The 14024-nt window shown below is 65.1% G+C and carries 11 protein-coding genes; 3 read left to right on the plus strand and 8 right to left on the minus strand.

Features of this window, described 5'->3' with window-relative positions; translation table 11 throughout:
* The first annotated feature begins 57 nt into the window (after nucleotides 1-57).
* Nucleotides 58-1059 (plus strand): asparaginase, encoded by a 1002-nt coding sequence (locus OK352_RS08820; protein WP_265141103.1) that lies wholly within the window; start codon nucleotides 58-60, stop codon nucleotides 1057-1059.
* Nucleotides 1060-1156: 97 nt separating this feature from the next.
* Entirely contained in the window at nucleotides 1157-2281 is a 1125-nt protein-coding gene (gene ald / locus OK352_RS08825) for an alanine dehydrogenase (RefSeq protein WP_265141104.1), read from the plus strand.
* Here ald and OK352_RS08830 read toward each other — a convergent pair.
* The 7 genes from OK352_RS08830 to OK352_RS08860 form a co-directional block, all read right to left on the minus strand.
* Nucleotides 2272-5070, minus strand: coding sequence for an FtsK/SpoIIIE domain-containing protein (locus OK352_RS08830; RefSeq protein WP_265141105.1), 2799 nt, complete (start codon nucleotides 5068-5070; stop codon nucleotides 2272-2274). The genes ald and OK352_RS08830 overlap by 10 nt on opposite strands.
* Before the next feature lie 72 nt (nucleotides 5071-5142).
* The gene (locus OK352_RS08835; protein ID WP_265141106.1) at nucleotides 5143-5991 is read right to left on the minus strand and encodes a PP2C family protein-serine/threonine phosphatase; all 849 of its coding nucleotides are present in this window, start codon (nucleotides 5989-5991) and stop codon (nucleotides 5143-5145) included.
* Nucleotides 5992-6088: 97 nt separating this feature from the next.
* Nucleotides 6089-7285, minus strand: a complete 1197-nt coding sequence (locus tag OK352_RS08840) for a DUF4192 domain-containing protein (RefSeq protein WP_265141107.1) — start codon at nucleotides 7283-7285, stop codon at nucleotides 6089-6091.
* Between the two features lie 73 nt (nucleotides 7286-7358).
* Nucleotides 7359-9332, minus strand: coding sequence for an ABC transporter ATP-binding protein (locus OK352_RS08845; protein WP_265141108.1), 1974 nt, complete (start codon nucleotides 9330-9332; stop codon nucleotides 7359-7361).
* Nucleotides 9329-11062 carry an ABC transporter ATP-binding protein gene (locus tag OK352_RS08850; protein ID WP_265141517.1) on the minus strand — a complete coding sequence of 578 codons (1734 nt, stop codon included), beginning with the start codon at nucleotides 11060-11062 and terminating at the stop codon, nucleotides 9329-9331. The genes OK352_RS08845 and OK352_RS08850 overlap by 4 nt, the downstream gene beginning before the upstream one ends.
* Nucleotides 11063-11070: 8 nt before the next feature.
* On the minus strand, nucleotides 11071-11652 hold the full coding sequence (locus OK352_RS08855) for a TetR/AcrR family transcriptional regulator (RefSeq protein WP_265141109.1): 582 nt from the start codon (nucleotides 11650-11652) through the stop codon (nucleotides 11071-11073).
* A 9-nt stretch (nucleotides 11653-11661) separates the two neighbouring features.
* The gene (locus OK352_RS08860; protein ID WP_265141110.1) at nucleotides 11662-12657 is read right to left on the minus strand and encodes an aldo/keto reductase; all 996 of its coding nucleotides are present in this window, start codon (nucleotides 12655-12657) and stop codon (nucleotides 11662-11664) included.
* A 104-nt stretch (nucleotides 12658-12761) separates the two neighbouring features.
* Here OK352_RS08860 and OK352_RS08865 point away from each other — a divergent pair, with 104 nt between their 5' ends.
* Complete coding sequence (locus tag OK352_RS08865) at nucleotides 12762-13271, plus strand: methylated-DNA--[protein]-cysteine S-methyltransferase (protein WP_265141111.1); 510 nt, start codon at nucleotides 12762-12764, stop codon at nucleotides 13269-13271.
* Nucleotides 13272-13279: 8 nt separating this feature from the next.
* Here the strand turns inward: OK352_RS08865 and OK352_RS08870 are convergent, their stop codons facing one another.
* Complete coding sequence (locus OK352_RS08870) at nucleotides 13280-14020, minus strand: YaaA family protein (RefSeq protein ID WP_265141112.1); 741 nt, start codon at nucleotides 14018-14020, stop codon at nucleotides 13280-13282.
* Nucleotides 14021-14024 lie beyond the last annotated feature (4 nt).

Below are 14024 nucleotides of genomic sequence, written 5' to 3' on the forward strand. Positions count from 1 at the left end.
CCACGTCACCGGCGGAGAGTACGCTGAATGATCGGCGCATTCACTGATGGAGGTTTCATGGCACAGCTCGGCACATTCACGGCAGACGACGCTCACGAGCTCGCGGTCGTCACACGCTCGGGATTCGTCGAGTCTCGTCATGTCGGGTCGGCGGTCGTCCTCGACCAGCACGGTGAGGTGCAGCGTCGTGTCGGTGCGCCGGAAAAGCCGATCTTCCCACGATCATCGTTGAAACCATTCCAAGCCATCGCCGTCCTGAATTCCGGTGTGCAGCTGCACGGTGCGCACGCGGTTCTCGCGACAGCGAGCCACACCGGCACCATGAAGCATATGTCCACAGTACGGGCGATGCTGGCGACCGCTGGCGTGTCAGAAGACGCGCTGCGCTGCCCACCCGCGCTGCCGCAGGATGAGCCCACGCGGACGGACATGATCCGCCAGGGCGTCGGCCCGCAGCGCATCGCCATGAACTGCTCGGGGAAGCACGCAGCCATGCTGCTCGCCTGCGCCGCCAACGGCTGGGAGACCGAAAGCTATCTGCACCCCGAACACCCGATGCAGCGCGCAGTGCGCGATACCGTGGAGCGGTTCACGGGTGAGAAGCCGGCCGCGACGGCGATCGATGGCTGCGGGGCCCCGGTCTTCGCTGTGTCGCTCGTCGGCCTCGCGCGCGGAATCGCCCGGGTCCGGACGTCCTCGCCGTCGTCGCCGTTCGCCATCTACCGCAACGCCGGTGTGCTCGTCGACGCCGTTCTCGAGGACCCGTGGGGAATCCAGGGGCCGGGCACGCCGAACACACTCGTGATTGAGCGCCTCGGCGTCTTCGCAAAGCTCGGTGCCGAGGGGGTCATGGCGATGGCCGCTGCAGACGGTACGACCGTCGCCTTGAAGGTGCTCGACGGGAGCGGGCGAGCGGCGACGCTCGTCGGGCTTGAGCTTCTGGTGAGAGCCGGCGCTCTCGATCGCGGCGATGTCGACGATCTTCTTCCTGAGCTCGGGCTCGCCGTCACCGGTGGCGGTGCGACGGTGGGGCAGATCGAGGTCTCGTCCTCCCTCTAGGGCCCATCAGGGCGCAAGCGCCCCCTGATGATTCTGACGGCCATAGGCTTGACGATGGGCGAAACATGCCCATTCACCGTGCACAATGAGGAGCACCATGCGCATAGCCGTACCAACAGAAATCAAGAACAACGAATACCGGGTGGCCATGACCCCGGCGGGCGCTCACGATCTGATCGCCGCCGGCCATGAGATCATCGTCCAAGCCGGCGCCGGCGAGGGCTCGTCGATTCCCGACTCCGCATTTGAGGACGTCGGTGCGCGCATCGTCGCCGATGCCGACGATGTCTGGGCTTCGGCCGAGCTTGTTCTGAAAGTCAAAGAGCCGATCGCGAGTGAGTATCGCCATTTCCGAAAGCATCTCGTGCTCTTCACCTACCTGCATCTCGCGGCGGATAAGCCGCTCACCGATGCGCTCCTCGACTCGGGGATGACGGCGCTTGCCTACGAAACCGTCGAGCTCGCCGACCGATCACTTCCGCTTCTCGCTCCCATGAGCGAAGTCGCTGGCCGGCTCTCGGCCATTGTGGGTGCCCACACGTTGCTCAAGCCCGCAGGAGGACCGGGTCTTCTCGTCCCCGGCGTTCCCGGAACGCACCCGGCGAACGTCACGGTCATCGGCGGCGGAGTGGCCGGCAGCAACGCGGCACACGTCGCGCTCGGGCTGGGTGCGCGAGTCACCGTTCTCGACACGAATCTGGCTCGGCTGCGCGAGATCGATGCACTCTACGGCGGACGCATCGAAACCGTGGCATCGAACGCCTTCGAGATCGACCGTTCCGTCACCTCCGCCGATCTCGTCATCGGATCTGTGCTCGTTCCCGGCGCACGCGCGCCGAAGCTGGTCACGGGCGAGCTGGTGAGCCGGATGCGCCAAGGCAGCGTCCTCGTCGACATCGCCATCGACCAGGGCGGATGCTTTGAAGACAGCCACCCGACAACCCACGCCGACCCGACATTCCCCGTGCACGGGTCACTCTTCTATTGCGTGGCGAACATGCCTGGCGCCGTTCCACACACATCGACATATGCGCTCACGAATGCGACGCTGCCGTACATTCGCGCCGTCGCGGCACATGGCTGGCGGGCTGCTGCTGCACGTGACACAGCGCTGCTGAAAGGCGTGAACGTCACCGACGGGCAGCTCACCAATCGTCCAGTTGCCGAGGCGCACGCTCTCGAGCACACGCCCGCGGAGTCCCTGGTAGCCGATCAGAGCTGACAGCGGGTGATGACGCCATCATTCGCAATGCGCCAGGCCCGCCCGGGATGCGTGTGCAGATGGGGTGGACGAACACGTGAACGTGTGATCGCCCGGTACTCCCCCATGGAGCACGATTCGACGACGAGTGTCGCGCTAACCCGTAGTGCCGAGAGCAGCGTCCAATTGGCCTGCCAGGCATCGGGATCGGCGACAAGGACGGTCTGCCCGCCCGATGTGTGTGCGGCAGGTGGCGGTGTGCCGGACGCCACGGTGACGACCGTGGCGTCCGGATGCCGTTCGCGCAGGTTCGCCGCGGTCTGCTGGGGGCGTGCGCAGCAGACGAGGACGGTTTCGGTGGCCGAGATCTCGAGTGGCGGCACCTCGGACGGAGCGTCGTCACGCGGGATCCCGGGCGTCGCCGCGAGCTGAAGCGTCTTCTGATTCCAGACGGCACCGCCTGCCGGCCTGTCGTCCGCGTACGTCGCGCTGTCACCTCCGGCGAGAATGTGCTCTTGCCGGGAGGCGAGGCGCATCATGATTGTGCTGTCGAACAGTGCGGCGAGGCTGTTCATCCCTCGGCCGAGGCGCTGCGCTGTCGTGACGACCCAGACGCCGGCGCGCGGTCCCGTCCTGAGCACGCGGCTCAGCAGTGAGATCGCGTGATCGGCTTCGTCATCTCGCAGCCGTCCCAGCAGGGCATCGAGGTCGTCAATGATCAGAACCGTGCCCCGCCCCGCTGCGGCGGGCTGCGGTCGCTCCGACTGTTCGGCACGGTGCTCCAACTCGTCGAATGCTCGCTCCAGATCGTCAGAGAGCACGGAGACCTGCCACCGCTCTCCCGCCTGGCGCGCGAGGCTGCTCACGAGCGTCGACTTTCCCGTGCGCGATGCTCCGAGAACAAGCAGACTGCCCTCGGCATCCGGGCGCCACTCGGCGACGTCCTGACGCTGTTCGCGCGGCAGATCGGCCATGCCGAGCACGAAGGCGTCTGCTGAGCGAGGCAGATCGTCAAGCGAGATCTCGTCCGGGAGCGGATCAAGCCATGGCCGACGCGGTGTGGGAGACCCGGCATATTCACGGGCGACCCGGCGAATGTCGTCGGGTTGGACCCGGCCGATCTGGACCGTCTCCGGGTCACGATCCGGCACGACGACGATGCAGCGTCCCGGCGGGTCGATCGGAAGAGAGGCAGCCGCATCGACGCCGACGACGGCCGTGCTGTCTGTGCGGTTGTTGACTCTGAGACTCAATCGCAGAGTGCAGTTGGCCAGGAGCGAGTCTTTAACGACCCCGGTAGGACGCTGCGTGCAGAGGATGAGGTGCATACCGAGGGAACGTCCGCGTGCGGCGATGTCGACGAACAGCGCATGCAGCTCCGGAAAACCGTCCAGCATTGCCGCGAACTCGTCGACGATAATCACGAGCCGCCCGAGATCGTCGACGTGCGCCGCGTCGTGCACACCGTGCTCACGGAGCGTCCGCTCACGGTAGGTGACCTCCGCTTTGAGACTCTCGAGTGCGCGCGTGGCCCCGAGTGGATCGAGGTCGGTGATCACGCCCACAACGTGCGGAAGCATCTGCAGCGGGGCGAATGTTGCACCACCCTTGAAATCGACGAGGAGCAGGGCGAGCTCGCGCGGGGTGTTGCGTGCTGCGAGCCCCAGCGCCCAGGCCGAGAGAAGTTCGCTCTTTCCGCTCCCCGTCGTGCCGCCGATCACGGCGTGCGGGCCGTGCTCCACTAAGTCGACGGAGACCTCGTCTCGGGCGCTCCTGCCGAGGACCACGTGTGTTCCCGCACCGGGCTCGGTGTGAGCAAGCTCCGACCACGCCACGGCGTGCGGCGGAATACCGTAGGCGGAGAGCACACCGGTCTCGGCGGCCAGCTCGGCCAGTCGCCTGGCGTACGCCTCTGCCGCAGCCTCGGTCACGGGGTGCGTGATCAGGTGCAGGGCCCCGGATGGGTCATCGGCGCTCTGCCAGAGGGCCGTCGTCGCCGTCTCACACGTGATCAGCTCGGCACAGGCTGCGGGTGAGGACTCCACGTCTGTGGCGAGCGCGATCGTGATATCTGCCGGCGTCGTCGCGAGTGCAGGATCCTCGACGATGCGGACTGTAAGATCGGCGTCTCCCGCTGGTGCCGTGTGTGGAAGGGTCAGAGCCCAGTCCCACCCGCTGTCGGGAAGTGAGACGATGCGGATCGTCCGCGGGTCAGCAGCATGGCAGAGCTGCAGGAGATACCCGCGGCACACGGCACGCGCCAGAGCGGTCGGCCCGAGCACAGCGATTCCTCGCGCGGCATCCGCTGTGCACGGAGCATCGCTGATGGTAGCGGCATCATGGCACAGCTCCTCGTTCTCGGGCGCGTCTGTCGCTCCGGTCAGCGCCAGCGTGCTGTGCTGGTCGCCGAGTCCCACGGCGACGACGCGGCGTCGCGAATCCGGAGCCCGCCATCTGGTCATGCGTCCTGCGTCGTCCAGAACTTCCCGCGCGGTCGGCGTCTGCGTGAGCCGGGCAGCGCGTTCCGTCTCATGGAGCGACTCGATATCGTCGGAGAGCTCACGGATGCTGTCGCGGTACGCGCGCGCCTCTTTGCGGCGAGTGCGACGCCCCGTGATGCGATTGTCCAACATCCCCGCGATGGCGATGACCGGGCCCAAGATGGCGAACATGAGAACGTATGGCGACCGGGTGATTGCCCAGATGGCACCAGCGGCAATGACGGGTGCAATGCTCGCCATGAGCGGAAACGGGGCGCGCGTCGGCTCCCCCGGCGGCGCCGGAACCCGGATCTGTGCGTGCTGAGTCATGCGTCCAGAACATCAGACCCCGAACGAGGTGTGTGGGCTCAGCGCTGCATTGTGAGCGGGAGCGGCACTCCGTCAGGCTGTGGACGACGAGTCGTCGGCCGCCGAGTCGGCATCAGAATCAGCACCAGCATCCTCCTCGCGACCGCCGTCGGCATCGTCGACATCGACGATGAGTACTGTGACGTTGTCACGCCCGCCGTTCTCGACAGCTGCCTCCACCATGAGGTTCGCCGCGTCGAGGGGGTCGGGTCCGCGTTCGAGAAAGTGCAGGATGCCGTAATCGGTCAGCTCTTTGGTGAGGCCATCTGAGCAGATCACCCAGCGGGTGCCCTTTTCGATCGGCATCTGCAGGTAGTCAGGAACCGGGTCCTCGGTAAACCCGACGGCACGGGTGATGACATTGCCCTGGGGGTGATTTTCAGCGTCATCTGGGGAGATCGCTCCGATGGCGATCAGCTCTTGAACGACTGAGTGATCGGTAGTGACCTGCGCGAGTTCTCCCTCACGTTCGACATAGACCCGTGAGTCCCCGATGTTGAAGACCGTCCAGAATGGCTCGTCTTCGGTCGTGGTGACGGCGATGCCGGTCACCGTCGTTCCCGTCCCCACATCGATGTCGTCTTCGTCGGCGAGCGCGACGATGGCATCGCGGAGCGCCGCTTCGAGGCGGTCGTGAGTGATAGGTTCGCCGGATCGCGCAAGCTCGGCGAACTGGGTGACGACTGCCGCACTCGCCAGCTCGCCTGCCGCGTACCCGCCCATGCCGTCAGCAACGGCGAAGAGCGGAAACTCGCCCATCACGGAGTCCTGATTGACGTCGCGCTTTCGGCCGACATGGGTGACGGCGCCCCATGTGAGAAGGAGGCTCTCCCCGCGCACCGTCACGGCGTGAGAATCCGTGAACGTGGTGGCTTCAGACACGTGCTGCCCTTCGGTCGCATCCGGACGCTCGGGATACGACGTCCTAGCGTGCCATAGTACCGGTTCAGGCTCTGCATTCGCGCCATCGAGTGCCGAGTCACGCCGCAGGATCAACCTGCGCGTCTTCTGGTGCGGAGTGTGCGTCGTTCAGCTCATTGGGGTCCGTGAAGGCCCAGTCTGGGATTGTTCCCGCGTCGAGCATCATGCCCAAGATGATTGCGAGACCATACGTGCCGTCGACCTCCAGGGCGTCGCGCTGCCATGCACCGGCGAAGGAGCCCAAGCCGAGTGCCCAATAACACCAGCTGATCAATGTGAGAACCGGGGCCCGGTCATCCGGGCGGGTGCGTGCGCATATGCTCTTGAGGAGCCGGATCGAACGGCGCAGTCGATCGGGGTCGGGGCGAACCTCGATTCGGCCGGCGAAGGCATACATCCACGGGTCGTCCTCGCTGTCAGTGATGAACTGCTCGGGGGCGAAAACACGTCGCCAGAGGTGCGCCCCGGCTTCAGCACCCCACGCCCAGCTGTATGCGATCACATCGCGAAGGGCCGGCTCGTCGATCAGTCGGGAGATGAGAGCGAGCTCGGCGTCAAGGACCGTGGCGCCCTCGTCGACATAGGACGCCATTCCCGTGGCAAACTCGGGCCCGGCCAGCGCCGGCGTCGGCGTCGGCATCGGCATCGGCGCCTCCGGGCCTTCCAATGTCGGCTCGCCGGAGAATGGAATGCCCTCATCATCGTCGGATTGCCGTGCCAGGGCGGCGCTGGCTCGGGCGAAGGTCTCGCGCTCGACTGCGCTCACGGCGGGGAGACTCAGTTCGTCTGCCGCATCGAGAAGCCGTCTGCCGGGCAGCGACTCTGGCTCGGTCACCATCGTGCGATCGTGGCCGAGACACGAATCATCGAGATAGCCACCCCAGGCGTCCGCGGCGACGCACAGCATATCGACGACCTCCAGTCCGCACACTTCGATCTGCGACGAGAGCACGGCCGCGACATCTTCATGCGGGGCCCGCCCGCTCTCGCTGAACTGGCGCGAGGTGTAAATCACCGGCAGAACGCCGGTGATGCGAGGAATCCGGCACAGTCCGTCAAGAGCTTTGCCGACAGCAGCCGCACTGGTGCGGGGATTCGTAAACGCCCCGAGGTCGAGGCGCATGGCCCCGCAGGTGCCCTGGTCGCGAAACGCGACAAGGACGACGGAGTCGACGGGCTGAAAGCCTACGAGAGCCGGAACATACGACAGGAACTCATGAGGAGCAGAGAGGCTGATGCGTGAGGGTGTGTTCATGGCGTCAGTGTCGCCCGCTCACCCGCCACGGTGCCACCGTCGTCACGTCGCGTGTGGACAGGCGGGCCCACCGTCACGTCTGTGGAGGGAGATTCCCAGCCAGGTCGACGGCGAGCGAATCGCCGCCCAGGTCCTCGTCGAGCGGGGCTTCAAACTGCGACCGGTACAGCGCCGCATACGCGCCATCGGCCTGCAGAAGCTGATCGTGATTTCCGCTCTCCACGATCTGACCGTTCTGCATCACAACGATCACATCCGCATCGCGGATTGTCGAGAGCCTGTGCGCGATCACGAAGCTCGTGCGGTCGGCCCGCAGCGCGGCCATTGCCTCCTGCACAAGGACCTCTGTGCGCGTGTCCACGGAGCTTGTCGCCTCGTCGAGGATCAGGATGTCCGGCTTCGCGATGAAGGCGCGCGCGATCGTGAGAAGCTGCTTTTCACCCGCGCTCACGTTGTCAGCGTCGTCTCCGAGAACCGTGTCGTATCCGTCGGGAAGTGCGTGGACGAAGCGGTCGACGTACGCTGCCCTGGCAGCATCCATGATCTCGTCGTCTGTGGCACCGGGCCGACCGTATGCGATGTTCTCTTTGATCGTCCCCTCGAACAGCCAGGTGTCCTGGAGGACCATCCCTGTGCGTGACCTGAGGCCGTCACGCGTCATCGTCGCGACATCGACGCCATCGAGCATGATCCGACCGTGAGTCGGCTCGTAGAACCGCATGATCAGGTTCACCAGCGTCGTCTTCCCCGCCCCGGTCGGACCGACGATCGCAATGGTGCTGCCCGGCTCGGCCACGAGCGAGAGGTGCTCGATGAGAGGGGCGTCCGGGCTGTAGTTGAACGAGACATCATCGAACTCAAGGCGCCCTCGCTCCGCCTCAGGAATGCCGGGACGCTCCGGGTCGGGGCTCTGCTCGTCGGCATCGAGAAGCTCGAACACGCGCTCGGCCGACGCAACGCCCGATTGCAGCAGGTTCGCCATCGAACCAAGCTGCGCCAGGGGCTGCGTGAACTGCCGCGAATACTGGATGAACGCCTGAATGTCGCCCAGTGCGAGGCTTCCGCCCGAGACCATGAGCCCGCCGATGACGGCGATGACAACGTAGAGCAGGTTGCCGATGAACGTCATCGCGGGCATGATGATGCCCGAAATGAACTGTGCGCCGAAGCTCGCCTTGTAAAGCTCATCGTTCTTCGTGCGGAACCGCTGCGAGACCTCACGCTGACGCCCGAACACCTTCACAAGAGCGTGGCCGGTGTAGCCCTCTTCGATCTGCGCGTTGAGCTCACCTGTCGAGCGCCACTGAGCGACAAAGCGCTTCTGGCTTCGCTTCGCGATCTGCGCCGTGACGACGACGCTGATCGGTACCATGACGAGCGCGACCACCGCGAGGAGCGGCGAGATGATGAGCATCATGGTCACGACGCCGATGACGGTGAGCAGGCTCGTGAGAATCTGGCTCATCGTCTGCTGAAGGCTCTGGGAGATGTTGTCGATGTCGTTCGTGACACGGCTGAGCAGTTCACCGCGCGGGACACTGTCGAAGTAGCGGAGCGGAAGAGCGTGGATCTTATGCTCGACGTCCTGCCGCATCCGGTACACCGTACGCTGGACGACCCCGTTCAGGATGAGCGCTTGAACCAGGGCGAACCCGAACGAGAACAGGTACACGGCGAGCGCGAGCAGCAGCGTTCCTCCCAACGCTCCGACGTCGATTCCCTCGCCAGGGGTGAGCGTCATGCTGGACATCATGTCGGCCTGCTGGTTCTGGCCGTTCTGCCTCAGCCCCTCGATCAACTGCGCCTTCGAGACGCCCTCGGGGATCTGCAGTGAGATCGCGCCCTCGAACACGAGGGTCGTCGCGTTGCCGAGGATCTTCGGGCCGAGCACGTTGAGCCCGACACTGATGACGGTCAAGACAATCACGAGCGAGATGCGCAGGCGCTCTGGCCTCAACCGGCCGAGCAGCCGCTTGGCACTCGGGCCGAAGTTCATAGGTTTCTGCCCGGGAGCGAGACCCGGGCCGCCGCGCTTTTCGTCGCTCATGCTGCGTCCTCCACGGTGAGCTGGGATTCGACGATCTCCCGGTAGGTCTCGTTGGATTCCAGGAGCTGATCGTGAGTGCCGATCCCGACGATGCTGCCCTTGTCGAGGACGACAATCTGATCGGCACCCGTGATGGTCGAGACGCGCTGGGCGACGACGATCTGGGTCGTCGTTCCCGCGTCTCGCCTGAGAGCACGACGCAGGCGGGCGTCCGTCGACACGTCGAGGGCGGAGAACGAGTCGTCGAAGACGAGGATGTCTGGACGCTTCACGAGCGCGCGAGCGATGGCGAGTCGCTGGCGCTGACCGCCGGAGACGTTCGTTCCGCCTTGTGCGATGGGGGAATCGAGCCCATCGGGCAGCGCGTCGACGAAGTCGCGGGCCTGCGCTGTCGTGAGTGCCCGCCACAGATCATCGTCGCTGGCTTCGGGGTGCCCGTAGCGGAGGTTCGAGGCGATCGTGCCGCTGAACAGATACGGTTTCTGCGGCACGAGTCCGATCGATGCCCAGAGCGTATCCGGATCGAGGTCTCTGACATCGACGCCGCCGACGCGCACGCTTCCGCTGGTTGCGTCGAAGAGCCGCGGAAGCAGTCCGACGAACGTCGTCTTGCCCGCTCCTGTCGAACCGATCACCGCCGTCATTGTTCCGGGTTCGACGGTGAACGAGATGTCGTCGAGCACGGGCTGCTCTGCCCCGGGATAGGCGAATGACACGTTCTGCAGGCTGATGTGCCCCGGTGCCGGCAGGTGTGTCTCACCGGCATCCGGAAACTCGACGCTCGGGTCGGTGTCGAGGACGTCGCCGATGCGCTCGGCACACACAGCCGCACGCGGAAGCATCATGAACATGAATGTGGACATCATGACGGCCATGAGAATCTGCATGAGGTACTGCAGGAACGCCATGACGGTCCCGACCTGAATGTCGCCGTCCTGCACACGGAAGGCACCGAACCAGATCACGGCGACGCTGGAGACGTTGAGGACGAGCATGACGACGGGGAACATCATCGCCATGTACCGGCCTGCGCGCAATGCGGTGTCTGTGACGTTCTCATTTGCGACGTTGAATCGCGAACGCTCGGTCGCCTCACGCACGAACGCGCGAATGACACGGATGCCGGTGAGCTGCTCTCTCAGCACCTGGTTGACCGCATCGATGCGGCGCTGCATCGCGCGGAACAGCGGGACCATCCTCGAGATGACGAAGAGCACGAACACGAGGAGGACGGGGATTGACACAGCCATGAGCCACGACAGCTGAACGTCCTGCTGCAGGGCCATGATGACTCCACCGATCGCCAGGATCGGCGCCATGACCATGAGCGTGCAGCTCATCAGCACGAGCATCTGCACCTGCTGCACATCGTTCGTGGTGCGCGTGATGAGTGAGGGTGCGCTGAAGTGCGCGACCTCGCGCTCGGAGAACGCTGCTACCTTGTCGAACACAGCGGTTCGCACGTCACGCCCCAGCGCCATCGCTGCCTTCGCGCCGAAGTATACGGCGACGATGGAGCAGATCACCTGACCAAACGAGATCCCCAGCATGAGCATCCCGACACGGATGATGTACCCCGTGTCCCCCGTGGCGACACCCTTGTCGATGATGTCGGCGTTGAGCGTGGGCAGATACAGCGAAGCGACGGCCTGTGCGAACTGGAAGACGACGACGCCGATCAACAGCGGAACATGAGGCTTCAGGTAGACCTTCAGCAGGCTCGCGAGCATCCCAGCCTTCATGATTGCCCTCCCGGCCGCCGGGTGACACCGTACAGCAGCACCCGCGTGAGCTCGTCGTCGTCGAAATCCGCTTCGCAGTTGAACGCGGGAATCGACGCGGCGAACGCCAGCATCCTGGCCATCTGCCCCACCCGTTCAGGCGGCATTGTCAGATCGTCGGCGTCGGGCGCGAGGATCTCGCCAACGAGCTCGGCGAAGACGCGCCGCTGCTCCTTCTGGGGTGCGCTCCGCGGGTCGCCCACGAGTCCTGCGAGGCGCACCACTCCGGTGAAGCGCTCGCGAAGCGCTGTCACGATGTCGCGCACCTTGCTCTCAAGCGGCTGATCACGTGGGATGTGTCGGAGACGCTCGCGAAAGGCCTCCGGCTCGAAATACTTGTCGACAGCGGCGCGGACGATGCTGTCTTTGTCATCGAAGGCGCGAAACAGCGTGCCCTCGGCCACGCCTGCCGCCTCGGCGATCTGCCTGGAGGTCACCGTGGGTCCGTGCTCGAAGATCAGCGGGATGACGGCATTAAGAATCGCCTCGCGTCGCTGGTCCGGCGCCATCGGGCGCGCACGTCTCGTCTCTGTGGTCACCCGTCGACACTAGTGGAGTGAGCGCTCACTCCGCAAGTTTTCCGCGTCGAAGATCGCCGCGATCTCCGCGATCTCCGCGTCCGACGGCTGCCACGCCGTAGCGGCATCCGCGTTCTGCCTGATCTGCTCGGGTCTCGTCGCGCCGGCAATCACGCTTGTGAGGTTCGGCTGCGCCAGAAGCCACGCGAATGTCGCCTGCAGCATGCTGATGCCTCGCGCGTCACAGAATCTCTGATAGCTCTCCAGCGCGTCCCAGGGCGCGTCGTCGAGCACGTGTCGGCGCTGGCGCATGATCCGGGTGTCCTCGGGCCCGCCTGTTCTGCGGAACTTTCCGGTGAGAAGACCGTTGTTGAGGGGAAAGAACGGCAGAAACCCCAGACCCGCACGGCGGACGGCGGGCAGCACCTCTCGTTCGACACCGCGGGCGACGAGGCTGTATTCGTTCTGCGCCGAGATGAATTTCTGATGCCCGCGCAGCTCGGCGGTCAGATGGGCCTCGATCACCTGCCACCCCGCGAGGTTTGAATGACCGATGTACCGGATCTTTCCCTCGGTGATTAGCTCATCGAGTGCGCTGAGGGTCTCCTCAATCGGCGTGATCGGATCGGGTGTGTGCAGCTGATACAGGTCGATCCAGTCGGTCTGCAGACGCCGCAGTGAGGCCTCAACCGCCAGACGCACGTAGCGGCGAGACCCTTTCGCTCCCCACGAGGGCAGGCCGACGTCGGCATTCGCGTGCCCAAACTTGGTGGCGATGACGACGTCGTCCCGCCGTCGCCCGAGTGCCGTGCCGAGGAGTGATTCGCTGAGCCCCGGCTCTTTTCCATACATGTCGGCGGTGTCGAAGAAGTTCACGCCGCACTCGAGCGCCGCAGTGACGACGGCAGTCGTGCCGTCCTGCGTCTCAGTCACCGTGCCGGTGCGTCCGAAATTGTTGCACCCGAGCCCTGTCGCCGACACCATGAGCCCAGAGCGTCCCAGAGCGCGATACGCCATGTCTGCCATGCGCCCAGCCTATCGCCGTCCACAGGCCTGCCTGTTGTGATGGTTATCACCACAACAACCGGATGCTGCGAGACGACGGTCTCGCAGCACCTAGCGTATCGTGCATGATTGACGCACCATTTGACATCCCGGAATACCTCGCCGTCGTCCCGTCACCGATCGGCAGGCTGGAACTCCTGAGCGACGATGACACGGTGACGCGCCTGGTGATCGAGGACGACGGCTCGCTCCCCCACGACGACCTGCCGCGGCGGACAAACCCCGTTCTCGATGAGGCGGCTGCTCAGCTCTGCGAATACTTCGACGGCACCAGACGCGAGTTCACGGTGCCGGTGACAGCCACCGGAACTGCTTTTCAGCGGGCGATCTGGGACGGCCTCACGCTCGTTCCGTACGGTTCGGTGATCAGTTACGCCGCTCTGGGAAGCACGGCCGTCGGAACCCGCGGCGGTCGCGCCGTGGGTCGTGCTGTCGCGGCGAATCCGCTGCCACTTCTGATTCCGAGCCATCGTGTCGTGTCGACAAGGGGCGCCGTGACCGGATTCAGCGGCAGTCAGGGGCCGGCGATCAAACGCTGGCTGCTTGAGCACGAGCGTGCCGAGATCGTCGTGTGATAACTCCGCTATACGATGAGTGCGAGTTCACCCTCGTCCGGTTCGACGCGGAAGCCCGCATCAGCGGCCCACGCGCAGAGGTCCTCGAGCGTCTCGAAGTCCTGCTCCGCTGCGATGAGGGCGCGGGCGAATTCGCCCTTCGCCTTCTTGTTGAAGTGGTTGAGGGCGCGCCTGCTGCCGTCCGGACCGTCCGCGAGCACCCGCAGATAGCAGGAGTCTGGCCGACGCGGTGCCAGCCCCAGTTCGGCGTAGCCCTCAGAGCGCATGTCGACGATCACGTCATCGCGCGTCGCAAGAATCCCGCTGACGGCCTCACGCCAATGCTTCTTGAGTGAGAGCCCGGGGATGCGCGACGAGTGAGAGAGCCGGTAGGCGGGAATGGGATCGAGCGCGTGGATGAGCCCGAACAGCGCGGAGTGCACGGCGACGTGGCTATCGGCGAAAGCACGCTGCGCGGGTGTCAATGATGCCGCATCAAGGGCGTCGAAGAGCACTCCCGTGTATCGATCGAGTGCGGGCATCGTGGGAGACGAGCGCAGTGCCCCGTTCACGGCTACCTCGCTGTGCTGTGTGCGCCCGAGCTTCAGCGCGGTGATGGACTGCTCGGGGGAGGCTGCAAGATCGATGAGAGCGTCGACAAGAGCATCCCTGTGGTCATCGAGTTCGCGATACCGGAGCGCATCCACAGACAGCGAACGCCCCGTGCCACCCGCTCGCTTCGTCTCAGACGGAGGGAGCAGGATCAGCACGGGG

Source organism: Microbacterium sp. MPKO10 (assembly GCF_026107415.2).
In the GTDB taxonomy this organism is placed as follows: Bacteria; Actinomycetota; Actinomycetes; order Actinomycetales; family Microbacteriaceae; genus Paramicrobacterium.

Coding starts and splice junctions, on each gene's coding strand:
- ald (WP_265141104.1), top strand. CDS start 1,157: ATGCGCATAGCCGTACCAACAGAAATCAAGAACAACGAATACCGGGTG.
- OK352_RS08830 (WP_265141105.1), bottom strand. CDS start 5,070: ATGACTCAGCACGCACAGATCCGGGTTCCGGCGCCGCCGGGGGAGCCG.
- OK352_RS08840 (WP_265141107.1), bottom strand. CDS start 7,285: ATGAACACACCCTCACGCATCAGCCTCTCTGCTCCTCATGAGTTCCTG.
- OK352_RS08860 (WP_265141110.1), bottom strand. CDS start 12,657: ATGGCAGACATGGCGTATCGCGCTCTGGGACGCTCTGGGCTCATGGTG.
- OK352_RS08865 (WP_265141111.1), top strand. CDS start 12,762: ATGATTGACGCACCATTTGACATCCCGGAATACCTCGCCGTCGTCCCG.
- OK352_RS08850 (WP_265141517.1), bottom strand. CDS start 11,062: ATGCTCGCGAGCCTGCTGAAGGTCTACCTGAAGCCTCATGTTCCGCTG.
- OK352_RS08845 (WP_265141108.1), bottom strand. CDS start 9,332: ATGAGCGACGAAAAGCGCGGCGGCCCGGGTCTCGCTCCCGGGCAGAAA.
- OK352_RS08820 (WP_265141103.1), top strand. CDS start 58: ATGGCACAGCTCGGCACATTCACGGCAGACGACGCTCACGAGCTCGCG.